General features: G+C 68.9%; 21 protein-coding genes and 1 tRNA gene. 12 read left to right on the top strand and 10 right to left on the bottom strand.

The window, feature by feature from the left end:
* Window positions 1-29: 29 nt before the first annotated feature.
* A complete protein-coding gene (locus AB0I03_RS09135) occupies window positions 30-794 on the bottom strand; it encodes a TetR/AcrR family transcriptional regulator C-terminal domain-containing protein (RefSeq protein WP_360408974.1) in 765 nt (254 codons plus the stop codon).
* A gap of 86 nt (window positions 795-880) precedes the next feature.
* Between AB0I03_RS09135 and AB0I03_RS09130 the strand changes: the two genes are divergently transcribed.
* The 5 genes from AB0I03_RS09130 (at window position 881) to AB0I03_RS09110 (ending at window position 7,532) form a co-directional block, all read left to right on the top strand.
* On the top strand, window positions 881-1,825 hold the full coding sequence (locus tag AB0I03_RS09130; protein ID WP_360408971.1) for an ATP-binding cassette domain-containing protein: 945 nt from the start codon (window positions 881-883) through the stop codon (window positions 1,823-1,825).
* Window positions 1,822-2,658: an ABC transporter permease gene (locus AB0I03_RS09125; protein ID WP_360408968.1), complete on the top strand. Its 837-nt coding sequence runs from the start codon at window positions 1,822-1,824 to the stop codon at window positions 2,656-2,658. Before AB0I03_RS09130 ends, AB0I03_RS09125 begins: the two co-directional genes overlap by 4 nt.
* A 551-nt stretch (window positions 2,659-3,209) precedes the next feature.
* Window positions 3,210-4,928, top strand: coding sequence for an ABC transporter substrate-binding protein (locus tag AB0I03_RS09120; protein WP_360408965.1), 1,719 nt, complete (start codon window positions 3,210-3,212; stop codon window positions 4,926-4,928).
* A gap of 148 nt (window positions 4,929-5,076) precedes the next feature.
* Window positions 5,077-5,964 carry an arginase family protein gene (locus tag AB0I03_RS09115; protein WP_360408962.1) on the top strand — a complete coding sequence of 296 codons (888 nt, stop codon included), beginning with the start codon at window positions 5,077-5,079 and terminating at the stop codon, window positions 5,962-5,964.
* A gap of 191 nt (window positions 5,965-6,155) precedes the next feature.
* Complete coding sequence (locus AB0I03_RS09110; protein WP_360408959.1) at window positions 6,156-7,532, top strand: hypothetical protein; 1,377 nt, start codon at window positions 6,156-6,158, stop codon at window positions 7,530-7,532.
* A 178-nt stretch (window positions 7,533-7,710) separates the two neighbouring features.
* Here AB0I03_RS09110 and AB0I03_RS09105 read toward each other — a convergent pair whose 3' ends face one another.
* From AB0I03_RS09105 to AB0I03_RS09090, 4 genes are all read right to left on the bottom strand, one after another.
* Complete coding sequence (locus AB0I03_RS09105; RefSeq protein WP_360408956.1) at window positions 7,711-9,606, bottom strand: beta-propeller domain-containing protein; 1,896 nt, start codon at window positions 9,604-9,606, stop codon at window positions 7,711-7,713.
* A 109-nt stretch (window positions 9,607-9,715) separates the two neighbouring features.
* Complete coding sequence (locus AB0I03_RS09100) at window positions 9,716-10,558, bottom strand: carbohydrate ABC transporter permease (protein WP_360408953.1); 843 nt, start codon at window positions 10,556-10,558, stop codon at window positions 9,716-9,718.
* A complete protein-coding gene (locus AB0I03_RS09095) occupies window positions 10,555-11,544 on the bottom strand; it encodes a sugar ABC transporter permease (protein WP_360408950.1) in 990 nt (329 codons plus the stop codon). The genes AB0I03_RS09100 and AB0I03_RS09095 overlap by 4 nt, the downstream gene beginning before the upstream one ends.
* Entirely contained in the window at window positions 11,541-12,821 is a 1,281-nt protein-coding gene (locus AB0I03_RS09090) for an extracellular solute-binding protein (protein WP_360408947.1), read from the bottom strand. Before AB0I03_RS09090 ends, AB0I03_RS09095 begins: the two co-directional genes overlap by 4 nt.
* 176 nt (window positions 12,822-12,997) lie before the next feature.
* On the opposite strand from AB0I03_RS09090, the gene AB0I03_RS09085 reads away from it, so the two are divergent.
* Window positions 12,998-14,158 (top strand): transposase, encoded by a 1,161-nt coding sequence (locus AB0I03_RS09085; RefSeq protein ID WP_360408944.1) that lies wholly within the window; start codon window positions 12,998-13,000, stop codon window positions 14,156-14,158.
* A gap of 200 nt (window positions 14,159-14,358) precedes the next feature.
* Window positions 14,359-14,429, top strand: a tRNA-Gly gene (locus AB0I03_RS09080).
* 88 nt (window positions 14,430-14,517) lie between these two features.
* Here AB0I03_RS09080 and AB0I03_RS09075 read toward each other — a convergent pair.
* Window positions 14,518-15,351 (bottom strand): serine protease, encoded by an 834-nt coding sequence (locus AB0I03_RS09075; protein WP_360408941.1) that lies wholly within the window; start codon window positions 15,349-15,351, stop codon window positions 14,518-14,520.
* 195 nt (window positions 15,352-15,546) lie between these two features.
* A complete protein-coding gene (locus AB0I03_RS09070; protein WP_360408938.1) occupies window positions 15,547-16,017 on the bottom strand; it encodes a GNAT family N-acetyltransferase in 471 nt (156 codons plus the stop codon).
* Window positions 16,018-16,454: 437 nt separating this feature from the next.
* On the opposite strand from AB0I03_RS09070, the gene AB0I03_RS09065 reads away from it, so the two are divergent.
* Window positions 16,455-17,528 (top strand): PP2C family protein-serine/threonine phosphatase, encoded by a 1,074-nt coding sequence (locus AB0I03_RS09065; RefSeq protein WP_360408935.1) that lies wholly within the window; start codon window positions 16,455-16,457, stop codon window positions 17,526-17,528.
* A 101-nt stretch (window positions 17,529-17,629) separates the two neighbouring features.
* On the opposite strand, the gene AB0I03_RS09060 is transcribed toward AB0I03_RS09065, so the two are convergent.
* Window positions 17,630-17,767: a hypothetical protein gene (locus AB0I03_RS09060; protein ID WP_360408932.1), complete on the bottom strand. Its 138-nt coding sequence runs from the start codon at window positions 17,765-17,767 to the stop codon at window positions 17,630-17,632.
* Window positions 17,768-18,022: 255 nt separating this feature from the next.
* Here AB0I03_RS09060 and AB0I03_RS09055 point away from each other — a divergent pair, with 255 nt between their 5' ends.
* On the top strand, window positions 18,023-19,861 hold the full coding sequence (locus AB0I03_RS09055; protein WP_360408929.1) for an acyl-CoA dehydrogenase: 1,839 nt from the start codon (window positions 18,023-18,025) through the stop codon (window positions 19,859-19,861).
* Window positions 19,862-19,958: 97 nt separating this feature from the next.
* Here AB0I03_RS09055 and AB0I03_RS09050 read toward each other — a convergent pair whose 3' ends face one another.
* Window positions 19,959-23,891: a CHAT domain-containing protein gene (locus AB0I03_RS09050; RefSeq protein WP_360408926.1), complete on the bottom strand. Its 3,933-nt coding sequence runs from the start codon at window positions 23,889-23,891 to the stop codon at window positions 19,959-19,961.
* A gap of 138 nt (window positions 23,892-24,029) precedes the next feature.
* On the opposite strand from AB0I03_RS09050, the gene AB0I03_RS09045 reads away from it, so the two are divergent.
* The 3 genes from AB0I03_RS09045 to AB0I03_RS09035 all read left to right on the top strand — a co-directional run bounded on the left by AB0I03_RS09045 (window position 24,030) and on the right by AB0I03_RS09035 (window position 25,733).
* Window positions 24,030-24,461: a hypothetical protein gene (locus AB0I03_RS09045; protein WP_360408923.1), complete on the top strand. Its 432-nt coding sequence runs from the start codon at window positions 24,030-24,032 to the stop codon at window positions 24,459-24,461.
* Window positions 24,442-25,251 carry a hypothetical protein gene (locus AB0I03_RS09040; RefSeq protein ID WP_360408920.1) on the top strand — a complete coding sequence of 270 codons (810 nt, stop codon included), beginning with the start codon at window positions 24,442-24,444 and terminating at the stop codon, window positions 25,249-25,251. The genes AB0I03_RS09045 and AB0I03_RS09040 overlap by 20 nt, the downstream gene beginning before the upstream one ends.
* Window positions 25,252-25,412: 161 nt before the next feature.
* Window positions 25,413-25,733 carry a hypothetical protein gene (locus AB0I03_RS09035; RefSeq protein WP_360408917.1) on the top strand — a complete coding sequence of 107 codons (321 nt, stop codon included), beginning with the start codon at window positions 25,413-25,415 and terminating at the stop codon, window positions 25,731-25,733.
* Window positions 25,734-25,823: 90 nt separating this feature from the next.
* Here AB0I03_RS09035 and AB0I03_RS09030 read toward each other — a convergent pair whose 3' ends face one another.
* Entirely contained in the window at window positions 25,824-26,141 is a 318-nt protein-coding gene (locus tag AB0I03_RS09030; protein WP_360408914.1) for a hypothetical protein, read from the bottom strand.
* Window positions 26,142-26,154: the final 13 nt, after the last annotated feature.

Raw genomic sequence — 26,154 nt, 5'->3', positions numbered from 1 at the left:
CCCATCGGAACCGGTGGCGCGCCCAGCGCTCACCCGGCCCTGCGGCTGGCCTCCATACGGGGGGCCAGGCCGTCCAGGAACCGGTCGACCGCGTACCGCATCGCCTCGTGCCCGGTGATGTCCCAGGCCTCTTCCGAGGTGAACCGCGCGATGTTCTTGTACCGGCCCGACTCGACCGCGCGCTCGAGGTAGGGCGCCTGCGCGTGCCACCACTCGTCCTCGGCCGTCGCGGGCTCCTCGTCGGCGCTGTCGCGGATGAGGTACTGCCGCGCGGTGCCCGTGACGATGTTCATCACGGCCGTCACGGCCAGGTTGATCTCCTTGTCGGGCAGGTCGTGCCCTTCGAACGCGGCGAGCACGAAGTCGTACCCCTCCAACGAGTCCGGGCCGAGCACGGGCCGCCGCTGGTTGATCTCCAGCAGCCACGGGTGGTCGCCGTAGGCCTGCCAGGTGCCCTCGGCGACCATCTCCAGGCCCTCGCGCCAGTCGAACCTGTCCAGGTCGGGCGCGTCGGGGCCGAGCTTGGAGAGGCGGTCGACCATGAGGTCGATGAGTTCGCGCTTGCCCGGGACGTACCGGTAGATCGTCATCGCGCCCACGTCGAGCTCCGCGGCGACGCTGCGCATCCCGAAGCAGCTGCCTTCGCGGTCGGCCACCCTGATGGCGGCCTCCACGACCCGGTCGACGGTGAGCTTGGGCTTCGGACCCGGCTTGCTGTGCTGCGGGCCGAACTCGCGCCAGAGCAGCTCCAGGCTTCGTTTGGGGTCGCCCGCCCCCGTCTGTGGTGTCGCCATAGGGGCCTCATGATATCGCGCTTGCTAATCGGGTACGGTGTATGCTATTACTGGGTACAGCGTACCCGATTGAAGGGGAACATTCAATGCCTACCACCACCGTCGAGGCGACCAACCTCGGCAAACGATTCAAGGACACCGCCGCGCTCGAAGGCTTCGACCTCACCGCCCAAGCCGGCACGGTGCTCGGCCTCCTCGGCCCGAACGGCGCGGGCAAGACCACCACCGTCCGCATCCTCAGCACCCTGCTGCGCTTCGACACCGGCAGTGCCACCGTCGCCGGCTTCGACGTCGCCCGCGACGCCCGCCAAGTGCGCCGCCGCATCGGCCTCACCGGCCAGCAGACCGCCGTCGACGAACTCCTCACCGCCCGCCAGAACCTGATCCTCTTCGGCAAGCTCTTCCGGCTGAACAAGACCCGCGCCGGCGAACGCGCCGACCAGCTCCTCGACCAGTTCGGCCTCGCCGAGGCCGCGAACCGCCAGGCCAAAGGCTTCTCCGGCGGCATGAAGCGCCGCCTCGACCTCGCCGCCAGCATGATCCTCGCCCCGCAGGTGCTCTTCCTCGACGAACCCACCACCGGCCTCGACCCCGCCGGGCGCCGCGAAGTCTGGGACGCCGTCGAAGGCCTCGCCGCCGACGGCACCACTGTCGTCCTCACCACCCACTACCTCGACGAGGCCGACCGCCTCTGCGACCGCATCGCCGTCATCGACCACGGCCGCAACCTCGTCGACGACACCCCCGCCGGCCTCAAGCGCCGCATGGGCGCCGACCGGCTCGAGATCATCGCCGCCGACCCGGCCGACCTCCCCGCGCTCCAGCGGATCATCGCGGTCGTGGCCGACGGCGAGACCGTCGTCGACGAAGGCGCCTCCAGCGTCGCCGCACCCGTCAAGGACCCCGTCCCCGCCCTCACCGCCGCCGCCACCGCAGTGCAGGACCAGCGCCTCACCGTCGCCGACATCGGCCTGCGCCGACCCACCCTCGACGAGGCCTTCCTCGAACTCATCGCCAAGGAGGACCAGTGACCACACTCGCCCCGCTCCCCGACGAGACCCTCGCCGGGCGGCTCAAATGGACGCTCCACGACTACCGCGCCATCGTCGGCCAGGAGTTCACCCACCTCGTGCGCCAGCCGGTGAACTTCGCCTGGCAGCTCGGCTTCCCCATCGTCATGGTCCTGCTCTTCGTCTACGTCTTCGGCTCGGCCATGGACGTCACCGGCGAAGGCGCCGGCGTCGACTACGTCGCCTACGCCATGCCCGGCATGTTCGCCATGACCATGGCCTTCGGCTTCACCAACACCGCCTGGGCCGTCGCCGAAGCCAAGGACAAGGGCTTCATCGACCGCGTGCGCTCGATGCCCATGGCCTCCTCCGCGGTCGTCGTCGGCCGCAACATCGCCGACACCATCCACGCCGCGATCGACCTGCTCGTGCTCTTCCTCATCGCCCTCGTCATCGGCTGGCGTTCGGACGGCACGTTCTGGGAGACCTTGGGCGCCTTCGCGATCCTGCTCTGGCTGCGCTTCGCCCTGATCTGGGTCGGCGTCTGGCTCGGCCTCCTGGTCAAGAGCGTCGAGCAGGCCGGCAACCTCTTCGCGATCGCCTTCCCGTTCGGCATGATCTCCTCGGTCTTCACCCCGCCCGAGCTCATGCCCGGCTGGCTCGGGGCCATCGCCGCCTGGAACCCCGTGTCCGCCACCGCGACCGCGATCCGCGAGCTCTTCGGCAACCCGAGCGCGGTCGGCGACTCCTGGCCCGAGCAGCACGCCTTGATGGCGGCGATCATCTGGCCGGTGATCATCACCGCGATCTTCCTGCCGCTCGCCGTCCGGAAGTTCCAGAACCTCGGCCGCTAGCCGAGACCCGCAGACCTGAGGGAAACAGGAAGGGGGCCCGCGCCGACGGCGCGGGCCCCGCTCGCATTCGGACTCATCGGTGCAATCTCCGCGAAACTCCGGGCATCGAAAGTGTCGCCTGTCTCAATTTCATATCGAAGTCGCGTGACGTGGGGGAGCGATTCCACCACCTTGCACGTTATCTGCCTTTTGCATGGGCGCCTTAGCCGGTCATTCCGGATTTCGGTGTTCTGTATCCACTGGCGACCTGCGATAGCTTGAGAGGATCGCGAGGCCGCGCTCTCCGGCGCGGCGATCCCGCACGTGCTCGCGTCCTCGCGCACCGGCATCCGGAGCGTTCTCGCTGGGAAGGCTCCTCACGGTCTGTGGTCGGAACCCGACCTTCGTCAGACCGGCCTAGAAATGACCGCGCCTCCCAAGCGTCGCCGACCGGACGCGAACGCCGTCCCTCCCGGTGTTCGATCCCCGCTCCGGCCTTCGATCTCTGTCAGGAACCGAACCATCGCGACAGACGAGGCGCGTCATCCCTCGAATCGAAAGCAGCACTGAAAATGACCAAGAGGCGACATCTACCCGCACTCTTCGCCACGGCAGCCCTGGCCACCGCCGCCGGCTGCACCGACGACGAGGCCCCGGAGGTCGGGCGTTACGCGAACGGCGACCTTCCGCGCGGCGAGACCCTGTACTCGACCGGCACGGCCTGGGGCCCGCCGGGCGACTTCAACCCGATCTCCGCCGGAGAGGTCACCGGCCTCAACGGCCTCGGCTACGAGCACCTGTTCATCTTCGACACCGTGGAGCAGCGGATCGTCCCCTGGCTCGCCGAAGCCGGCGAGTGGATCGCCGAGCGCGAGTTCCGCGTGCAGCTGCGCAGCGGCGTCAAGTGGAGCGACGGGAAGCCCCTTACGGCCGAGGACGTCGTGTTCACCTTCGAGCTCGGCAAGATCGACGGCGTGCCGTACGCGAACATCTGGGACTGGCTCGACTCGGCGGAAGCCGTCGACGAACTGACCGTGCTCTTCCGCTTCTCCGAAGCGCGCCAGCAGGAGTGGGACAACTTCCTGTACACCAACGAGATCGTGCCGAAGCACGTGTTCGAGGCGTACACCCAGGAGGAGCTGCTCACCGGCCCGCTCGACCCGAACCCGGTGGTCACCGGGCCGTACTCGGTGCACAGCTTCGACGAGACCCAGGTGACCTGGGTCAAGCGCGACGGCTGGTGGGCCACCGAGGCGCTCGGCCTCGAGGTCCAGCCGCGATACATTGTGGACTTCGTGACGACCGGCCACGCCGAGATCCTCAACCTCCTCATCGAAGGCCGGATCGACCTCGCCAACAACTTCATGCCGGGCATCGACGACTTCCTCAAGGGCGAACCGGAGCTCAGCACCTTCTACGACAAGCCGCCGTTCATGGCCCCGGTGAACACGGCCATGCTCATCCCGAACACGACGCGCCAGCCGCTCGACGACCCCGAGTTCCGCCGGGCGATGGCGTACGCGATCAGCCCCGGGGAGATCGTCGACGAGGTCTACGGCGGCATGGTGAGCGAGGCGCACCCGACGGGCCTGCTGCCGATCTGGGAGCGCTACTACGATGCGGAGGCGGTCAGCCGGCACGGATTCGTGTTCGAGCCCTACACCGCCCTCGACCTCCTGGCCGCCGCCGGGTACAAGGACGAGGACGGCGACGGCTTCGTCGAGACCCTCGACGGCGAACCGATCGCGTTGCAGCTCGTGGTCCCGGCCGGCTGGACCGACTGGGAGGACGCGGCCACCGCGATCGCCAGGGACCTGAACGACGTGGGCATCAACGTCACCACGAGCTTCATCGAAGCGGCCGAGGTCGACGCCGTCCGCGTGAACGGCGACTTCGACATGCTCATCAACAACGCCAGCGGCGTCACGAACTCGCCGTGGAGCCATTTCCAGTACCTCTTCGAGCTGCCGGTGCGCGACGACCAGAACCGCGCGAACTTCTCCCGCTGGGAGGACGAGCACGCCTGGGAGCTCACGCAGGAGCTCTCGACGCTCCCCTCCGACGACCCGCGCTACCCCGAGGTCATCGCGGAACTCCAGGTCATCGCCATGCGCGACCTGCCCGCCATCCCGATCTGGTACAACGGCGCGTGGTCGCAGGCGTGCAACGCGGTCTGGACCGGCTGGCCGTCCGGCGACTCCGCGGCGCCCGGCGTCTACCCGAGCTTCTGGGGCCACATGTGGGGCCTCGGCAGCGTCCGCCTCCTGACCGAGATCCGCAGGGCCGAATAGCGACCCGAAGCAGCCGTCCGTGAGGGGCCCGCACCGCTACCGACCGAGCGGTGCGGGCCGCTGCCTGAGCGATCCCGCCTAGCGCCGTTTAGGAGGTCATCGGGCGGAAACCCTGAGCGCCGACCCGACACCGCTAGGGGCGACGATCATGATCACCGATGACTGGTTCCTGCTGGGCGCGCCATGGGACTGCTCGGGGTCCGGCCGCGGCGAGCAGGCGGCTCCGGCGGCGCTGCGCGCGGCGGGCCTGGCCGCCATGGTGGAACGAGACCTGGGCGATGCCGCCTGCGCGATCGACAGCGTCGAACGCGACGTGCGCACCGGGGTGCTGGCCCTCCGGGAGACGGTGCACGCGGCGCACGCGCTCGCCGCAGACCTGGAACGCGCTATGCGGGACTTGCCCGCCCAGCGGCCCTTGGTGGTCGGCGGTGACTGCTCCATCCTGCTGGGGATCGTCCCGGCCCTGCGCCGATCGGTGGGACCGGTGGGGCTGTGGTTCCTGGACGGGCATCCGGACTTCTCGGACGGGGCGGGTTCGGAAACGGGGGAGACGGCCGACATGGAACTCGCGGTGCTCACCGGCGACGGCGCGGATCCGCTCGTCGAGTTGGCAGAAGTGGTGCCGATGGTGCCGGCGGACGCGGTGGTCATGCTCGGGCATCGCACGAGTGGCCTGGACGCGGCCTCGGCTCGCGAGCTCGCCAGGGTTCCCGAAGCGCTGCACCGCATCGATGCCGCGGCCGTCGCGGTCGACCCCGCGGCTGCGGGGCGGCGTGCCGCCGCCCTGCCGCCCGACCCCGATCTGCGGATGTGGCTGCATCTGGACCTCGACGTGCTGGACGGCGAGGCGCTTCCCGCGGTGAGCTATCCGCAGTCGCGAGGCCTCGACTGGGACCAGCTCGCGGCGGTGATGGAGCCGCTCGCGCGGTCCCCGCGGCTCCTCGGCGTCAGCGTCGCGGACTTCCGAGCCGACCTGGACCCGACCGGCGAACATGCTGCGCGAATACTCGATCTGCTGGACCGCGTCCTGCCGTGACCGGCGGCGGCGCGCGTCCTTCTGATGCAGTTCCGAACCGCACTCCTCGAAATCAAGGCGCGGATTCCAAGCTCAGCAGGCCTGCCTCGGACGTGCCACCGCGTCACCCGAACGAGGCTCTTGCAGCCGCCTCCCGGTGGCGCTCCTCCCGTACGATGCGGCGTGAATCGCCTCAATATAAGGAGCCCTCGGTGAGCGACGAAAGTCGGTCGTGGCATTGGCACGAATACTCCGTCGGACTCGGCGGCGAGGTCGCACGCGCCGGTGTTCGCGCGCTGATCGCATTCATGATCGGTCTGGCCTCGGCCTTCGGCCTGATCATGATCGGCGGCATCCTCGCCGAGGAGCACCTGTTCAACGATCCCGGGCTCGAGCACGCCATCGACGACCTCTCCCGCATGAGCGCCGGCAATCTCATGGTGTTCGCGCTGATCGCATGGGGCGCTTTCGCATTGACGTGCTTTCTGCGCGAGCTGACCACGTCCCGGGCGCTCGTCAAGGCCGCCGCGCACGGCGCGTCCCGCTACGAGGTCCCCCCTCCCGAGCAGGTCGCCTCCGTGACCTGCGAACCGGCGAAGCACCTGACGTACTTCGCCTGGGGCACCGGCGGCACGGCCGGACTCTTCGGGATCATCGGGCTCGGCATGGAGATCGCCGAGGGCAGCGGCAACTCCCAAGACCTCCGCCTCTTCTGGCTCCTCATCGCCTACGCCGTGCTCATGGCCCTGCTCGGCTTCGCGGGCCCCAAGTGGCTCACGCCCGCCCACGAACGCCGCCAGGCCCTGATCGCCGCGAACTGGAACTCCAGCGACGAAGCCGCCGCCTGGAAGCGTTCCTTCCGGGGCCCGGGCCGGTCCAAGCTCCACGGTTTCACCCTCGCCGACCGGTTCCTCTACGGCGCCACTCTGCTCCTCGTCCTGGGTTTCGTCGCGATGCAGGCGTCGGTGTCGATGCGCTGCGGCACCGTCCCCGGCAGCGGTGGCCGCGAGTGCGACGAGGTCACCTACAACTCGTTCATCGAACGCCTCCTCGCAGGGGGCTTCGTGATCTTCGCGGTCCTCCTGCCCCTGGCCGCGATCCTCGCGGTCGTCGGCGTCCTGCTCGACTGGCGGCAGCGCAGTGCCGAACGCGCCGAACTGCTCGAGAAGCTGGCCGACCCGCGCGCCGGCCGCCCGGACGAGGCACTCCTCGCCCACCACGCCCAGCGGCGCATGCACCCGCTGGCGCTGATCGGCGCGGCCCTCTCGGGGATCGGCCTGGTGTTCAGCTTGTCCGCCTACATGGTCGGCCAGGGCAAGGGCCTGGGCTCGGAGGACGTGTTCGCCCGCTACAGCACCGCCTCACTGATCGTGATGTCCATTTCGGTGGGACTGTTCGCGGCCGCGCTGCTCGGCAACGGCATCGCCAACGTGCGCGGCCGCGACCTCCGCAACGCGCTGATGCGCCGCTGGCCCACGCGTCCCACCTGGTCGGCCGGCGGTGAAGGCCAGGTCCTGCGCGCCAAGCGCGGCCCCGCGCTCCACGCCCCCCGGTACGTGAAGGTCGGCAGGAACGCCCGATCGAACTGATCGGCAGGCGATTCCCCGGGCGCTTGCGAACGCGGTCTTGCACTTCCCGAAACGCACGGAGACCGATGCGGGCGGCGGCACGGCCCGCCGCCCGCATCGGCCGCGAAAGGGCCCGCACCGCTACCCGAATGAGCGGTGCGGGCCCTGTTCTTTCCCCCGGCTCCGGAGGAAGGTCGGGTTACCAGGCGACCCAGGCGGTGGTCTCGTAGGAGCCGCCGAGCTGGTTGGACTGGAGTCCGGAGTTGGAGAGGGTCCAGAGCTGATCGCCGATCACGATGGTGCGCATGATCTGCGCGCCGTAGCCGTACGCGTCGTCCTCGGCCTCGCTGTGCTCGATCCAGGCGGCCTCGGTCAGGGTGGTGTCGCCGATGTCGAGCACCACCGCGCCGATCTCGCCGTCGTAGATGTCCCAGTTCTCCACCGGGACCACCGCGATCGAGGCGTCAGCCCAGTACAGGAACGCGTGGGCGTCCCACTGCACCGAGGATTCGGCGTCGGCGCGGAAGTACTGGTCGAGGACGGCGGCCTCGTCGGCGCCCGTGTCGAACAGGCTCGCCTGCAGGCCCATCGTCTGGCCCTGCTCGTCGGCCTCCTGGCCGACGCCCAGCAGCCGGTCGGGGCCGACCGGGTGGAGGTAGCCGGAGTAGCCGGTGATCTTGAGTTCTCCCGTGACGACAGGGTTCTCGGGGTCGGAGAGGTCGATCGTGTACAGCGGGTCGGTCTGGCGGAAGGTCACCACGTAGCCGGTGTCGCCGAGGAAGCGGACGGCGTAGATGTGCTCGTCCACACCGAGGTCGGTCACCGAACCGGTCTCCTCGAGGGCGTCGTCGCCGACCGCGAAAACGGTGACGGTGGACTTCGACGGCTCGCCCTCCTCGGTCTGGCCGCTGCCCCAGATGCAGTCGAACGGGCCGCAGCCGCCGCTGGACGGCAGCTCGGTCGTCGCCACCCGCAGGTGACCGTCGTACTCGCTCAGCGAGTACTGGTTGAGCAGGGTCCCCGGCACGGCCGCCTCGCCGACCAGGCGCGCCTCGCCGTCAGCGAACGTGAACCGGTAGATCTCGCTCTCGGCCTGCGCCGCCTCGTCGCCGTCCTCGCTCCACGCGTAGTCGTAGTGCGCCAGGTAGAGGCTGTCGCTCGTGCCATGAACCGTGGAGCCGTCGACCATCACCGTCTGCGGCGCGGCCTCGGTCCAGGCGCCGTCGGCGGGCAGCGCGAGCACGCTCACCGAGGAGCCGGTGAACCGCTCGGGGTGGGCGATCGACCCGCAGTCGACCTCGTGAGCGGCGCCGTTGACCTCATAGGACGGCACCCAGTCCGCGAGTTCGGTGTCGCGCACGGCTGCGGCGATGTCCTCGTCCGAGGGGTCGTCGGTGTGCAGCTGCTCCCACACGAACTGGATCTGCGGTTCGGTGCCGATCGCCAGGCGCACTTGGCCGTCCACGAGCCGGGCGTCCACCATGGCGCCCTCCATCGTGAACGTGTCGAGCACGTCCAGTGTGCGCGGGTCGAGGCGCTCCAGCCGGAACTCGCTCACCCACTCGTCGCCGCGCTCGATGCTCAAGGCGGACATGACGAGCAGCTCGTCGTCGCCGAGGAACAGCTGGTGGCCCCAGGCGTCGTCCTCGGTCGGCCGCTCGGCCACGACCTCGCTCGAGCGGGTGTCGACCACCCGCAGGGCGTCGAAGTCGGTGACGGTGTAGATGAAGGTGCCGTCGGTCTTGACGACGTCCGGTTCATCTACGCCCGCAACGGCATTGTTGGTCTCGGAGAACGCGTCGTCGCCAGTGGACTGCGCCTCGCCTTCAGGGGTGCCCCCGGGTTCGCGCGCCGAGTCGCCGGCGGCGAACTCCTCGGTGGCGTACAGGGCGTCGTACTCGTAGTGCTCGAATGCGGTGATCGCCGCGTCCTGGATGCCTTCGAGCGCGTCGTCGCAGGAGTCGAACGCGGCGAGCTGCGCGGATACGGGCACCCAGGGAATGGGCGCCGCTTCGTTGTCAGGGGTTTCGGTGCACGCGCTCGCTGCGGCGAGTGCCGCCGCCGAGGCGCATGTAATGAGGAGTCTGGTCTTCATGCCTATTCGGACGCCGCGCCCCGCGGATCGGTTCCCGCCGCTGGTCTGCCGAAAAACGGCGACGGGCCCAGGGTGTCGAAACACCCCGGGCCCGTCTGGAACCGGTCAGTCACCCCTTGGTGCCGCCCGCGGTCAGGCCGCTGATGAGATGCCGCTCGGCGAAGGCGTAGAACACCAGCGCCGGGAGCATCGCGAGCATGACGAACGCCAGCACTCTCGCAGTGTCCGAAGCGAACTGCCCGCTGAACTGGGTGACACCCAGCGGCAGCGTCCACCACGTCGACTTCTGGAGCACCACCAGCGGCAGCAGGAACGAGTTCCACGAGCCCACCAGCGCCAGCACCGACACCGTGGCGAGCACCGGCCGCGACATCGGCAGCAGGATCCGGGTGAAGAACAGCCACGGCCCCGCACCGTCGATCGTCGCCGCCTCCTCGACCTCGCCCGGGATCTGCCGGAAGAAGGTGCGCAGGATGATGATCGTCAGCGGCAGGCCGAACGCCGCCTGCGGCAGGATCACCCCGAACGGGCTGTTCAGCAGCTCGAACGTCCGCAGGATGATGAACAGCGGCAGCACCGCCACCGCGAACGGGAACATCATCCCCGCCGCGAACAGCGTGAACAGCCCCTCCCGGCCCCGGAATGCGAAGCGCGCGAACACGAACGCGATCATCGCCGAGCAGATGACCACGATGAACGTCGTCACGAGTGCGATGAACACCGAGCTGAAGAGCTGCTGCCAGAACGTGCCCGAGCCGAGCACGTCCGTGTAGTTCCCGGTGTTCCACGGGTTCGGCAGGCCCAGCGCGTTCTCGCGGAGCTGCTGGTTGTCCTTGAAACCGCCGAGGAGCGCGAACAGGATCGGCGTCGCCACGAACGCCGTCGTCAGGAACGCGGCGATGTAGAAACCGGTGTGGCGCAGGATCCGCGCGCTGCGGATGGTCACCGTCATGAGCGGGTCCCCCCGGAGGTGGTGAGCGAGCCCTGGAGGTCGCGGTTGAGGACGAATCGCTGGTACAGCAGCGCGAACACGAGGCTGATCACGAACATCGCGATCGACAGCGCCGACGCGTACCCGATCTGGTTGCGCTGGAAGCCCTGCTCGTACATGGTGATCGCGAGCGTCTCGGAGGCGTGGAACGGCCCGCCGCCGGTGAGCACGTACACCAGGTCGAACAACTGCACCGCGCCGATCACGGACAGGAACACGATCATCCGCGCGGTCGGGCCCATGAGCGGCAGCGTGATGTTCCGGAACGCCTGGCCCCTGGTGGCGCCGTCGATGGCCGCGGCCTCGTACAGCTCGTCAGGGATGTTCTGGCGCCCGGCCAGGAACAGGATCATGTGGAAGCCGAAGAACTTCCAGGTGAGGATGCCGAACACCACGAACATGATGATGTCGCGGTCCGACAGCCAGCCGATCTCGGCGTCGATGCCGAGGCTCCCCAGCAGCGAGTCGGCGAAGCCGCGGCGCGGCGAGAACACCAGCCGGAACAGCACGGCCGTGACCGCCTCGGTGAGCACGTACGGCACGAAGAACAGCAGCCGGAACGCCGTGCGCCCGGGGAACCGCTGGTGCAGCAGCATCGCCAGGCCGAACGAGATCGGCAGCTGGACCAGCAGCGACAGCACCACGATCAGGCCCAGGCGCCACAGGTCGCCCAGGAAGACCTCGTCCTTGAGCAGGGCCTGGAAGTTCTCCAGCCCCACGAACTCGGTCGGCACACCGCCCAGACCGTTCCAGCGGAAGAACGAGACGTACGCGGCGAACAGCACCGGCAGGATCACGAACAGCAGGAACAGCATCAGGCCGGGCACGATGAACGACGAGAGCGTCCCCGCGCCGGGGCGCCCGGACCGGCGGCGCGGGCCGAAGCCCGCGCGCCGGTCCGGGCGCCCCGTTACCGGGGAGTCCCGAAGGGGCTCCTTGAGTGTCACCCTTCAGCCGCCCAGGCCTCGTTGACCATCGCCACGAAGTCCTCGGGCGTGAGCTGGCCGAGGAGGAGCCCCTCGGTGGCGTCGTTGATGACGCCGCCGATGGCCGGCGGGTACGCCTGGTCGAGGTACAGCTGCGTGCCGGTGGCGCCGGCGAGCGCGTCGACGACCTTCTGGCTGTCCTCGTTCAGCTCGGGCGCGACCGACGCGGGGTCGGCGGCGACCGGGGTCAGGTTGCCCTCGGTGATGGCGCGGGAGTAGTTCTCGGGCTCCATGAAGTTGCACAGGAAGTCCAGGGCCTCGTCGGGCGCGTCTGCGGCGACCGCGTAGCCGTTGCCGCCGCCGAGCCACTCGGTGGTGGTGCCGACGCCGCCCTCGACCGTGGGGAAGGGGAAGAACCCGAGGTTCTCGGGCCCGTCGGTGCCGGAGTTGTCGCGCTGGGCCTGCGGGGCCCACTGGCCCATCAGCTCCATGGCGGCGAGTCCTTCGCCCATGATCGCGGACTGGCCGTCGGCCTCGCCGTAGACGGCGGATTCGAAGCCGGGCTGGAAGGGCTCCAGGGCGGCGAGGTCGGCGACCATCTGTCCGGCCTGGACGAAGCCTTCGGCGGAGAAGTCCCCGGCCGCGGCGGCGGATTCGAGGCCGTCGAGGCCGACGGTGCGCATCGCCAGGTAGGTCCAGTAGTAGTGGCCGGGCCACTTGTCGGCGCCGGCGAGGGCGATCGGCGTGATGTCGGCGGCCTTCAGGGCCTCGACGGCACTCAGGAACTCGGTCCACGTGGCCGGGGGCTGGTCGATGCCGGCCTGGGCGAAGAGGTCCATGTTGTACCAGAATCCGACGACCCCGGCGTCGAACGGCATGCCGTAGAGCTTGCCGTCGATCGTGTAGGGCTCCAGGGCGATCGGGTTGATCTGGTCGATGCAGTCGAGCTTGCCGGTGAGGTCCTGCACGAGGCCGGCCTCGACCTGCTCGGCGAGGACGCCGCCGCCCCAGGTGTGGAAGATGTCGGGCACGTCGCCCGACTGCGCGGCGGTGCCCATGCGGTCCTTGAACGCCTGGTTCTCGATGGGCTGCACGTCGATGGTGAGGTCGTGCTCGGCCTCGAAGTCGTCGGCGAACTCCTGCCAGGTGGACATGAGCGGGTCCTGGTTCTGGATGTGCCACCAGGTGAGATCGGCGTCGCTCTCGCCGCTGTCGCCGCACGCGGCGGCGGTCAGCGCGAGCGCGACCGCGGCACCGGCCGCCACCAGCGCTCGAGGCCGGATCAGGGGATTTCGCATCGTTGCTCGTCCTCTCAAGGGATGAAGGGTTGACCGAAACTTTCGGAGGAAGTACCGGAAACTTTCGATGCGGTCATACTACCTGCGGCCATCAGGAATGTGAAGAGGGTCTCTGTTACCGCTCGCGCGTGTGCTGAGTGAAGGAAATGTCGTACCCCATATCTAGCCTTGGAGACATGAAACAGACGGTCATGGTCAAACTTCAGCCGACGGCGGCCGAACGGGCAACCCTGGCCGAAACGTTGTCCCGCTGCAACGAACTTGCAGGTCTCGTAGCCGATGTCGCCTACCGCCATCGCGATCGGGGCACGGGTCGGATCGAGCGACTCGCTGTACTGCACGCGCGTGTATACGAACAGCTGCGGCATGCCGGTCTCGGCGCCCAAGCCGCGGTGCGGGTGATCGGCAAGGTGACCCGGGCCTACGCCACCTTGTATGGCCAAGTCGACGCTGGGATGTTGCGCGGCCGCCGCAAGGCCAGGGCGTTTGCGAAGCCAATTCGGTTCCGCTCCGGAGCTGCGCAGGCCTACGACGATCGGTGCCTCTCATGGGACTACTCGGCGCGAACCGTGTCGATCTGGACTGTGGAGGGGCGTCGCAAAGGGATCAAGTTCGCGGCTTCCAAGCGCGATATCGACCTCTTGTCGAAGTGCCGCAAGGGAGAATCGGCCTTGATCGAGCGCGACGGCAATTTCTACCTGGCTGCAGCAGTAGAGGTTCCTGAGGCGAAGCCGATCGAGCCCGTCGACTTCGTCGGGGTGGATCGAGGGATCGTCAATCTCGCCACGACCTCTGACGGCCGAAACTTCCAGGGGAAGGAGCTGGAGCGCTACCGTCGCAGGCAGATCAGGGTACGGGCTGACCTGCAGCGTAAGTCGAGCAAGGCCGCGAAGCGCAAGCTCAAACAGCGCAACCGAAAAGAGCGTCGCCACAACTCGCATGTGAATCACCGGATAGCCAAGGAAATCGTGTCGGAGGCCGAACGCACCGGCCGCGGTATCGCTCTCGAAGAACTCGGGGGCATCCGCGAACGGGTACGGCTCAACCGGTCCCAGCGCGACAGGATCTCCAACTGGCCGTTCAGCCAGCTTGGCCGGTACATCGCCTACAAGGCGCAGATCGCCGGCGTGCCGGTGATCGAGGTGGATGCACGGCATACGAGTCAGATGTGCCCGCTTTGCCATCACACCGGGCGAGGCAACCGCAAGACGAGAGACCAGTTCGAATGTGGAGGATGCAGGCTCGCTGGCCCGGCAGACCTCATAGCCGCCGTGAACGTGCGTGCGCGGGCGCGTGTGGCTTGGGCCGTGAGTCAAGGGTCCGGAGCTTCCGCCTGAGGCGGCAGCGATCTGCCCGCCACGTCGCAGCCAGCGACGGAGGATGAGGCACAGGCTTTCGGGAGCGTTCCGGAGGCGCTTGACTGGTAGAGTGCGATTTTGCGGCCGGAAGGGTCGGGCAGGTCTTGTCCGGAGGCCGTACTATACTTGGCGATGCTTGTGGTCGGCTAGGTTGGAAAACTGCTCTGACCAGGAGATTTGCGGATGTAGTTCAATGGTAGAACTTCTGCTTCCCAAGCAGAGAGCGCGGGTTCGATTCCCGTCATCCGCTCCGATGAGCTGAGGGGGCCGGACAATCGTCCGGCCCCCTCAGCCGTGATCAGGCCGCCTGCCACACGGCCCGAACGTGGCGGCGGGTGCTACTCCCAGCCCGCCAGGACCTCGTCGATGGCGTCGTTGAAGTCGGCGACCTCGGCGTAGACGCCCGGGTTGCCGGCTTCGGCGCAGCCGTAGCCCCAGCTGACGATGCCGACCAGGACCTGGTCCTCACCGGCGGGGCTCATGATCGGCCCGCCCGAGTCGCCCTGGCACGAGTCGATCCCGCCGTTCTCGAGGTCGCCGGCGCACAGCATCGTCTGCGCGTCGACCTCATCGGGGTAGGCCGCCTCGCAGTCGGCGTCGCTGACGAACGGCACCTCGACCCACTGCGCGGTGGTCGGGAAGCCCTCGCCGGTGTTGCCCCAGCCCGCGGTCTCGAGGAGGTCGAACTCGCCGGGCTCGGTGCCGAGCGCGATCGGCTCGACGTCGACCGGCTCGGCGAGCTTGAGCAGCGCCCAGTCGTTCGACATCGCGATGGGGTCGTTGTAGTCCTCGGCGACGTGGAGGTCCGCGACCGCGGTCTCGACGACGTCCTCGGACTCGAGGTCGATCGCGCCGGAGAAGACCACGAGGTCCGCGGCGGCGGCGTCCTCGACGCAGTGGGCGGCGGTGAGGACCACGTCCTCGGCGATCACGGAGCCGCCGCAGAACTGGCGCTCGTACGCCGTGCCCTCGCCGGGGGAGCCGAGGCCGACCAGCCACGGGTACTGGCCCTCGGCGACGTCGCCGCCGCCGATGATCTGGGCTTCGAAGTCGCCGTTGGGGGCGGCGGGCTCCGCGTTGGCGGCGAAGCCGGTCCACGCGATGGCGGCGGCGCCGAGACCTGCGGCGACTCCTGCGCCGAGACGGATCAGTTGCTTCCTCTTTCTGTCCACTGTGCATCCTTTCGGGGTGGATGTGAGGGTTGGCCCGTTTGGCCGTCCTAGACCGAAAGACGCAGTGAGAGAGATTCACGGTTGCTTGCGGCTTAAAGAAGATATTTCACTGAATAGTCGCAATAGTCGCTCAGGGCAACGGAAACGGCCGGACAGGCGAACGCCTGTCCGGCCGGGAGCCGTCGAGTACCGGACCTACTGCCGCTCGGAGCGGAGCTCCTTGCCCAGGTGGATCGAGCCGTCAGTGCACGCGTAGAACCCGAACGGGTCCACAGGCGTGTACCCGAGCGCGCCGTACATCGCGACGGCCTCGGGCTGGCGCGGGCCGGTCTCGAGGATGACCCGCTTGCGGCCCGCCGCCGCGGCGGACGCCTCCACGGCGGCCACGATGAGGCGCGCGAGCCCCTGGCGCCGGGCGCTCTCACGCACATAGACGCGCTTCATTTCGGCGTCCTCTTCATGGCTGCGCCAGCCGCCGCAGCCGGCGGGCTCCCCGGCCTCGTCGTAGGCCACGATGAAGTCGCCGTTCGGCGGGTGGAAGTCGTCCTCGCCCAGCTGCGTCTCGTCGCCGCCACCGTATCGGCGGACGTACTCCTGCTGAATCTCGGCGCAGAGCAACTGCGCCACAGGGCTGTCGAACCGGGTCCTCGAAAGCGTGAACTGCACGCGTTCAACTCTGACATGGCGCACTCGTTCCGTGCCAGCGCCGTGCATCACGCGAAAGCCCAGTGCAAAGCGGGCGGAAACCGGCCGATCGGCCGAGGCGCGAACCGCCCGTTCGGCGGCTGCGGCCGACCGAACGCACAGACTTCGCACTCACCGTTCCGGTGGCGTCCTCCACGGCCGGTATCGCGCTCGCGACCATTACGATCTTCACATCGGCGATGGTCGTATCGGGTCCGGCGTTCCGGGCACCACGTCGCCTTCGAACGCACGCGTGCGCGCGCATCCCTCCGGCCCCGGCCGGGCGCGCCCGGGGGTTCGGGCCCGCCCGCGCCCGCATCCGTGCGGGAGCTTCTGCGAACGCGCGGGCCACCCGGCCGCGATCCGGTAGGAAGGAGGCATTCACCCATATGCGCACTGTGCAGCGACGGAGGGCCCAGATGGCCCGCGCTGACCGCTGGAACGGCTGGTCGGCGCCCTCGGTGCGGACGGCGTTCACCGCCGCGTTCGCGGTCGTGGTGGTCCTGGTCGGGCTGCGCCTGACCGTGCGCGACGAGTCGCACGCGGTCTCGTGGCTGGCACTGCCTCCGCTGGCGGCCTCCGCGTTCCTGCCGTGGCGGTGGGTGGCCGGGGTGGGGCTCGCGAGCATGGGGGCGGCCTTCGCCTACCTCTGGATCCTGTACGACTTCTCGATGAGCGGCGTGGCCTCGCACGGCGTGGACTTCCTGGTCGTGGCCGTGGCCGTGGTGATCTCGGCGGCGGTGGCGATCGTGCGCGAGCGCGACGACGAGCGGATGAAGCGGCTGACGCAGCTGGCGTCGGTCGTGCAGCAGGCGATCCTGCGGCCGATCGGGGAGCGCTTGGGGCCCTTCGACATCGCGGCCCGGTACGTGTCGGCGCGGTCGGGGGCGGAGATCGGCGGGGACCTGTACGAGGCCCTGAACACCGATTACGGGGTGCGGATCATCATCGGCGACGTGCGCGGGAAGGGCCTGGACGCGGTGCGGCTCTCCTCCACGGTGCTCGGCTCGTACCGGCATGTGGCGTTCGAGCGCTCCGACCAGCGGTGCATGGTCAACGACCTGGACCACGCGGTGGCGCGGAACGCGGGGGACGAGGACTTCGTGACCGCGATCCTGATGCAGGAGCGCGGGGGGACGCTGGAGATCATGAACTGCGGTCACCCGCCGCCGATGCTGGTGCGCGACGGGGTGGCCACGTACCTCGAGCCGGAGTCGATGGCGCCGCCGCTGGGGCTGAACCCGTCGGCGCGGGAGCTGACGGTGCGGTTGCAGCCGGGGGACCGGATCTTCCTGTACACGGACGGTCTGGCGGAGGCGCGCAAGGACGGGGAGTTCTTCCCGATCCGCGAGCGGGCCTGGAGCCTCATCGGGCACGGCAATGTGGGCGACGGCCTGGCGTCCCTGGAGTCGGCGCTGCGCCGGTGGGTGGGCGGCCCGTTGACCGACGACATCGCGCTGCTGCTCCTGGACTACCGGCCGGACACCGGCTGAGCGGGCTTATTCGGGCTTGACGAGGCGGCAGCGCCGCAGGTGCCGCATGCGGGAGATCGCCTTGCGGCGCTTGGTGAACCGGAGCGGGAGGCGGCGGAAGTTCACTGCGCCGCCTCTTCGGCGATCGCGGGGACCGCGACGCGGAAGACGCGGTGCAGGACGGGCCGGACGCGGCGGTGGCGTCCGATATAGGAGGGTCGCGCGCGAGAGGCGATGCGGTCGGCGACGGCTCGGATCATGGGGTGCTCCCGGGGGTTCGCACAGGCGGTCGGTCACCAGGTTCAACGAGGCACGGGTGCGCAGGTTACGGCGGTGCCGCCCGGAGGCCGCAACGCTCACCCGATCGATGGAACGGGCCGGACCGGGGCAGTCGGAAATCGGACTGGATTTTCCTGCTGAAGACACTTTCACCGAGGGTTTCGGCGCGGCATACTTGAGGTTGCTACTGACGGGTAATATGATGAGGGTTACCACCGAGTAATGGAGGACCCGCAATGACGCACTTCCGCCACAACCTTCGAGACCTGGAGTTCAACCTCTTCGAGGTCTTCGGGGCGGACAAGATTCTCGACGATCCCGCCTTCGCCGACCTCGACGTGGCGACCGCCCGCGAGATCCTGACCGAGCTGGCGCGCCTGTCCCAGGACGAGCTCGCCAGCGGCTGGGTAGAGGGCGACCGCAACCCGCCGGTGTTCGACCCGGCGAACCACTCGGTGACGCTCCCCGAGTCGTTCAAGAAGGCCTACAAGGCGTTCATCGACGCCGAGTACTGGCGCCTCGACCTGCCCGAGGTCCTCGGCGGCACCGTCGCGCCGCGCATGCTCTGGTGGTCGCTGGCCGAACTCGTGCTCGGCGCCAACCCCGCGCTGTGGATGTACGCCGCGGGCTCCTCCTTCGCGCACACCGCGCACCTCGAGGGCACTCCCGAGCAGCAGGAATGGGCCAAGCTCTTCGTCGAGAAGGGCTGGGGCGCGACGATGGTCCTCACCGAGCCCGACGCGGGCTCGGACGTGGGCGCGGGCACCACCAAGGCCTACAAGCAGCCCGACGGCTCCTGGCACATCGAGGGCGTCAAGCGGTTCATCACCTCGGGCGACCAGGACATGACCGACAACATCATCCACTACGTCCTGGCCCGGCCCGTGGGCGAAGAGGGTGTGGGCGGACCCGGCACCAAGGGCCTCAGCCTGTTCATCGTGCCGAAGTACCTGTTCGACCCGGCCACCGGCGAGCTCGGCGAGCGCAACGGCGTCAACGTCACCAACCTCGAGCACAAGATGGGCCTCAAGGTCTCGGCCACCGCCGAGCTCACCTTCGGCGAGAAGTCCCCCGCGAAGGGCTGGCTCCTCGGCGAGAAGCACGAGGGCATCCGGCAGATGTTCCTCATCATCGAGTACGCGCGGATGATGGTGGGCACCAAGGCGATCGCCACGCTCTCCACTGGCTACCTCAACGCGCTCGACTATGCGAAGAGCCGCATCCAGGGTCCTGACCTGCTCAAGTCGGCCGACAAGGCCTCGCCGCGCGTGCCGATCATCAAGCACCCGGACGTGCGCCGCTCGCTGCTCATGCAGAAGAGCTACGCCGAGGGCCTGCGCGCGATCGTCGCGTACACCGCCTCCTGGCAGGACAAGTCCCGCCTGGCCGAGATCGCCGGGGACGAGGAGGCGGCCGAGACCGCGAAGAAGGTCAACGACCTCCTCCTGCCGATCGTCAAGGGCTGCGGCTCCGAGCGGGCGTACCAGATCCTCAGCGAGGAGTCGCTCCAGACTTTCGGCGGCTCGGGGTACCTCCAGGACTACCCGCTCGAGCAGTACGTGCGCGACGCCAAGATCGACACGCTGTACGAGGGCACCACCGCGATCCAGAGCCTCGACTTCCTGTTCCGCAAGATCATCAAGGACAACGGCGAGTCGCTCATGGTCGTCGCGGGCGAGATCATGGAGTCCACGCAGGACGGCCACGCGGAGCTCGAGGAGGTGCGCGGCCGGGTGCTGCGCGCGCTCGGCGACGTGCAGGGCATCCTCGAGGCGCTCCAGCCGGCGCTCATGGCCGCGATGGGCGACGAGCCCCGCGAGCTGTACAAGGCCGGGCTGCACTCGCGCCGACTGCTCCTCGCCGTGGGCGACCTCCTGGTCGGCTGGCTCCTGCTGCGGCAGGCCGAGATCGCCCAGAACAAGCTGGACGAGGGCGCGGACGACGACTTCTACCGCGGCAAGGTCGCGGCGGCCAAGTTCTTCTCCAAGGAGGTCCTCCCTCGCCTCACCGCCGACCGCAAGGTCGTCGAGGCCGCGGACCTCACCGCCATGGACCTCCCTGACGAGGCCTTCTAACCGGGAGCGCACGCTCACCGGTCACGACAGACGTCCGCCCGCGCCGAAAGGCGCGGGCGGACGTCGTTCCGAGTCTGCGCTCGCCGCGCGGTTCGGCTCAGGCCCCGTAGTGCAGCCAGGACGCCCACATGTGCGGGGCCCGTTCCAGCCCTTGGGAACGTAGCAATGCCTGTGCTTTGTGGACTGCCGTGGCGGAGCGACCGAGGTCGAACCCGCCGCCTTCGCCGAGCGCTGTGTAGAACCGCTCCGCGAACTCGGGCGAATGCCGGTCGAGCACCGGCCACAGCGTGCCGACCACGTACGGGAACCCAGCGACCTGGCAGGCCGCCGCCAGATGCAGGGATTCGTCGAGCAGCGTTGCGGAAGTCGCCTGCGCGGTGCGGCACGCCGAGAGGTAGGCGAGTCGGCGGCGTTCCAGGCGCAGCTGCGAGAGGTCGCCCACGGTCAGGGGGGCGGTGCCGTGGTCGTGCAGCACGATCCCGCTGGCGGCGGGATTGTCCGCGTCGTTGCGGGCGTGGCAGATGAAATGCGCGATGTCGCTGTGCTCCAAGCGCTCCAAGACGGCGGCGCGATCGGCCTGTTCGTTCAGGAGAACGCCACTGAACACCCCCGGAGCCGAACGCCGCAGCCGCGCGACCTCGTCCCCGGCGTACGGCAGCGGTGCGTACCCGCCGCCGGGCGTGCGTTCGACGGCCGCCGCGAAGCCTTGCAGCCCTGCGGTTCCGGCTTTGGCGGCCTGCGAACGCGAATACAGCAGGTGCCGGATCGTCGGGGTGTACGACGACACGACCCGGTCGGCGGTGAGCACCGGGTCAGGCGCGTCGTAGTCCCCCGCGGCGTGCAGCGGCAGCAGGCCCAGCAATCCGCCCGGCGCCCACCACAGCCGCGGGCAGTCCTCCGGAGCCTGCCGATCGGACCCCAGATGGTCCAGGACCGGCCCGGTGATCGCGTTGTGCACCCAGGTCAGGGCCCCCAGGACATGGCGCTGGTGGCGGTCGGCCAGCTCGAAGTCCTCCGCGTCGGGACCGTAGAGCCCCTCGATAGCTCTGATGAAGAGGTTCACCATCGCGGTGGAGGAGGTGAGATCGGCTTCCGGCAGGGGCAGCCGCTCGATGCCGTCGGTCCGGGCGATCAGTGCGTGGCTGCCGAACCGGCTGAGGTTCAACGTCACGATCGGGCCCTCGCCCGCGGCCTGGCGCAGCCGCTCGACGGTCGGCGGTTCATCGAAATCGGCGAACCCTTCGACCGCCCGGATCTGGACGGTGACCTCCCTGAGTTCTTCCGCGGCGCGGTGGCGCCACTCGCGGTCGACCGGCGCCGAGGCCGCCGCATCATCGGAGTTGAGCTTCGCAGCAACGCTTTCGAAGCGTGCCGCGAGTTCGGGTGCGGTGCGGCGCAGGTCGTCCAGTTCGCGACGTGAGCCGATGATCTGGTTCTGCAGCACCGCTCGGCCGCCTTCGAGCAGGCGCAGCACTCCAGCGGTGCTGGGGGCGTTCTTCGAAGTCGAGGACAGCGCCAGAGCGACCGCGTCTGCGGTGATGCCGCTGAACTGCCGCAGGTACTCCAGGCGGCGATCGGGCCGGACGTGCCGCGCGGCGGCCAACGGCAGTATCGACACCGCCATCGCCAGGAACGGCCCCGCCGACTTCACGCGGCCCGCCTCCTTGGCCAACTTGGCGGCGGCGAGTGCTGACTGGATCCGCAGCGCGGGTGCGATCGCGAGATTGGACACGACGTCGTATTGGTTCTTCAGGTGGACGGCGAGGCTTTCAGGTTCGCGAGCTTGACCGAGACGATCGGCGAGGCCGTCGCGTTCGGTGATCTGGAGCAGCATTCGCTGTGCATGGGCCATCGTCAGCTTGAGCGCGGGCTTGACGTTCTCGGGGAGACTGCCGTTTTCAAGCAGCTCGGTGCCGGCCTCGATGATTGCCGCGATGCGGTCGGGGTCTTCGGTTGCGATCGCCCGCTGCATCTCGACCATGAACCGGGCCAACGCGATCAGCCGGTAGTTGTAGCTGTCCTCGGGGAACTCCGCGAGTCGGCGGTCGATGACTGCCAGGGACTCCTCGAAATCGCCATCGCCTCCCTCGAAGAGGGTGGAAAGGTCGCCGAGACCCGTGAACATCGCCTGGAGGACGTCCTTCGGCACCATGCCCAGGCCCTCGGCGATGTCGTCATCCGGGGCGGGGGCGGTGAAACCCGCCAAGCCCAGCAGCGACTCCAGGTGCGCGGCATGCTCGGGGAGCAATTGCGCGGCAGCGGCGTTGGGGCTGAAAGGGCTCGGTTGCAGGATGAATCCGGGAGGCGGGAGTTCGATCCTGCTGAAGGCCGCCAGCTGATCGGCTACCGCGTTCTCGTCGAGCGGGCCGTCGACGCCGAACTCCCTCCCGAGCGCCGAAGCCTGATCGAGATCGGCCGGGTTGCCTCTCCGGTGGTAGCGGACTACCAAGGCCATCACCAGCTTCACGGCGACCTTCCGGGAGTCCTCAGGGGTCGCGGCGAGCGCCATCGCCTCGCCGAGCAGCGCAACGGCCTCGTCAAGATCGGCGAACCGGGTCTCGTCTCTCGCGAAGCGCAGCAGCAGTAGGTCGCCCAGCTCGGAGAGGCCAGCGACGCGATCCTCGACGCCCATGGCGTCGAGTGCCGAGCGGCAGTTCGCTATCAACAGGTCGAGTTGCCGCTCCGGGTCGGTCTCGCTGAGGACACCGCGGAGCGAGTTGAGCTCGCTGAGCATCAAGGCCGCTTCGCCGCTCATCTCGGGGTCGTCACCGACCATGGCGCCGAAGCGGCCGAGGAGGTCGCCGAGCCGATCGAGATCGCCGATCTCGGGCAGCGAGGGCGTCGTTCCGGGCGGTGGTGCGGCGACTTGCCGGGTGAACTCATATGCCGCGGCGAGCTCCAGGGCCATACGGAGCGCCTGCGTGGTCTCCTCGTCCAGGCCGGGCAGGTCGAGTGCGCGGCGGGCGAAGGCGGCGACTCGCGCGACATCGAACTCGCCCGTGGCGGTCAGTTCGGTGGCGATCTGTGCGACCGCGGCGGGGACGAGCTCGGGTCCGGCCGGGTCGCGGTCGTCCGCCGCGAGTCGTTCGAGCGCGTCGAGCAGTTCGTCCAATACGGCGTCCTTGTCGGGGAGCAGCAGGAGCGCGATAACGAGCATTGAAGGAAGGCGGCGCGGGTTCTCGAACTCGGACGCTTCGACCTCGCGGAACAGGCGGACCGCCTCCTGGGCGTCGGCGGCAGCGTGGGGAGACGGCCCGGTGTGCTGGGCACGGTAGCTGAGCGCGGCGGCGAGCGCGGCCTGCGTGCGGTGGCGCTGAAGCGAACCGGTCTCGGTGTGCGCCAAGGCCTCCCGGGACCAGTCGACGGCGGCGTCGAGGTCGCCGTCCTGGGCGGTGCCCTTTTCGAAGCGCTGCGTCACGGCACCGGCCGCGAACGTGAGCACAGCGGCCCTGCCCGGGTGACCCGGCGGGACCGCGCCGATGGAGCCGGAGGTGACGAGCACGAGCCGGTCGAGGACTTCCGGGTCGTGGGTCCGGGCGAAATCCTGCTTGAGCGCGTCGCGGACCGCCTTCAACCGAGGCAGGAAGTGCGGGGAGGCCGGCGGGGTCACCTGGAGCATGCGCATGTGCAGGGCCGCGACCTCGTTCGGGTCGGATTCGTCCACAGGGGCTCCCAGCTCGCGGCGGGCCGCGATCGGGTCGGGGATGCGCTCGGCGAGTACCGAGAGCGCGGCGGCCGGAAGGTCGGCGATGTCCTCGGCGAGCAGGAGGCAGGGAAGGAGCACGGTCGCCATGGCTGCGAAGTCGGCGTCGCGGTCGCCTTCGGCACCTTGGGACATGGTGCACACGCGCAGCCAGTGGTGCCACGCGAGGGCGGTGAGCGCGGGCTGGTCCTGGGAGGAGTACTCAAGCTGTTCGCGCAGTCTCGCGGCTTCCCGATCCGCCGCAGCGTCGTTGGCAGCGGCGATGATACGCGTCGATTCGGCCCGGAGAGAGGCGACGATCCTGTCGCGTTCGAATGAGGGGTTCATTGATCCACGATAGCCGCGGATGGCGAGAGGACGGGTCTCAGGCGATGCGAATGATCTTGGTACGCAGTGATGTCGCGCGTCGGCGGTAGCATATGTGCAGATTCCCTCACCCCCGGAATGCGAGCGAATATGAGCGATATGGAAGATCTGCTGTCCGAACGATTGGCGTTCGTCTGCGGCAATGCCGATTCGATGAGCCGGAAGCTCCTTCAGAAAGACGCCACGGACTGGATCGCCCAATTGCGTGAAGGCACCGAGGAGACGGCTCTGATACTTGAGCGGATTGAAGTCGATCTCGGACTGAAGACCCATACGGCCTGGGCGGGCGGGGGGAGCCGGGGGCCGGATGAGACGGCGCCCGAGCCGATGGGCGGGTTCCCGCGCGACGCGGACGGCGCGCGCATGCGGCCGTATTTCGCATGCCCGCGTCCAGAGGGGGAACGCTGCTCCCGTTCGGTTCCGTCGCAGTCCGGAGAGGAGGGTCTGCGGCCGCGCTGCGCCCTGACGGGTGCGGAGATGCGCTGGAGCGGGCGACTGGGTTGGAGCGACGGTGACCTCGTTTCTGGGTGACCTCGCAGGTCGCATGGGCGAACGCTGGGCGGCGACGGCGGCACTGCCGGGCCTGGTCTTCCTGGCGGTGGCGGCGGTCGCCGTGACGGTTGGGCACGGCGGGGCGCTGGACTTCGCGGCGCTGCGCGCGATGGCGGAAGCGGCGTCCGGGCTGGAGCATCTGAGCTCGGGCGCGGCCCTACTGCTCATTGCGGGGGCGATCGGTGCCGCGATGGCGGCCGCGGCCTCTTCGCAAGCGATCGGCCGGGCCCTTGAACGGCACTGGTTCAAAGGGGCGCAGCGCACCTTCTTCCCTTGGGGGCGTATGTCTTCCGGGTCGAATCCGCGCCGGGTGCCGCCCGGCCGCGAGCGTCTGGTCGACATGTTCAGCCGGGCACGGCACCGGCTCCAGCGCGACAGGGACATCGACCTGGCGACCGTCTGGCCGGTGCTGTGGCTCTCGCTGCCCGACGCGTCACGGAGCGAGGTCGTCCTGGCACGGTCCGGTCTCCGAGGCGGCGCGGTCATGATCGGCTGGGGCCTCATGTACGCGGCGCTCGGCGCGGTCTGGTGGCCGGGCCTGCTGATCGGCGCGGTCCTGCTGTGGAACGGCCGCGCGCGCAGCCGGGCAGGCATGGGCGATTATCTGCGGGCGATCAATGCGGCGGTACTGCTCCATGCACCTGACCTCATCGCGCAATTCGGTCTCGGTTCGCATTCGCCGCCGATCAAGGCCGACTATGCACGGCTCACCTTGCATCTGCAGGACGGGCCCGAATGGGAGTATGCGGTCCTCGACCCGGAACCGTGATCATGGAACGGTCCTTTCCCCTTTTCCGATCGCCTGGGATGAATCCGTGAGCCGCGGTTGCACGATCCTGTGGACACCGCCGGAATCGGAGACGGGCCCCGACTCCGAAAAGCGCGATCCGGCGGACCGTCCGCATTCATTCGCGCACGGAAAGGACCGCCATGTACCTCCGTGGTAAGCATTTCATCATCGGCATCACCACGTTCGTTCTGATCACCCTCGCACTGCTCGGCCTCTCGGGCATCAGCGCCGCCGCGGCCGGGAACCCCTGCGAATCGGGCGCCGCCTGCGTCGACTGGACCGAGGCCGCCGCCGACGGCGACCTCGAAGCGCGCCGAGGCGGCTCGAACTCCGACACCGACTCGGACTCGCGCGGTTCGACAGTGGTCGTGGTCTTCGGCGTCGGCTGCGTCGGCCTGGTCATCCTGCTCATCATCATCGCCATCGTCAACAGCCTCTCGGACACTGGGCGGCGCGACTAGCCCGTTGCTCGAGGAAGCCTCCCGTCGCCGCGGCGACGGGAGGCTTCCTCTTTGGCCTGCAACCGGTCTCGTACACCCGGGTGCCGCCGTCTAAGGCGTCGGGTCGAAGGTCCCGAACTCGAAGTACACCGCCGCCTGGTCGTCGCCGCTGGTCATCTCGGCGAGCGCCGCGTCGAGGCCGTACAGTGTCCCGCGCAGGTACTGCAGGTTCCGCCACATCGCCTCGTGGAACTCGAGGTACTGGCCCAGCGCGTTCGCCGCCCCCGGCGCGGTGCCGAACGCGGGCGCGCGGCTCAGCGTGCCGGTCGCCATGACCGGCAGCAGCTCGTTCTCCAGCTCCTCGATCAGCTCCACCAGGAACTCCCGGTACTCGCCGATCGCCTCGGGGTCGAACACCCGATCCGCCATGGTCCCGCCTCCA

It is taken from the genome of Glycomyces sp. NPDC021274 (assembly GCF_040641195.1).
Lineage (GTDB): Bacteria > Actinomycetota > Actinomycetes > Mycobacteriales > Micromonosporaceae > Glycomyces.
Note: the sequence above shows the minus strand (reverse complement) of the source record. Positions and strands in the feature narration are given on the sequence as shown.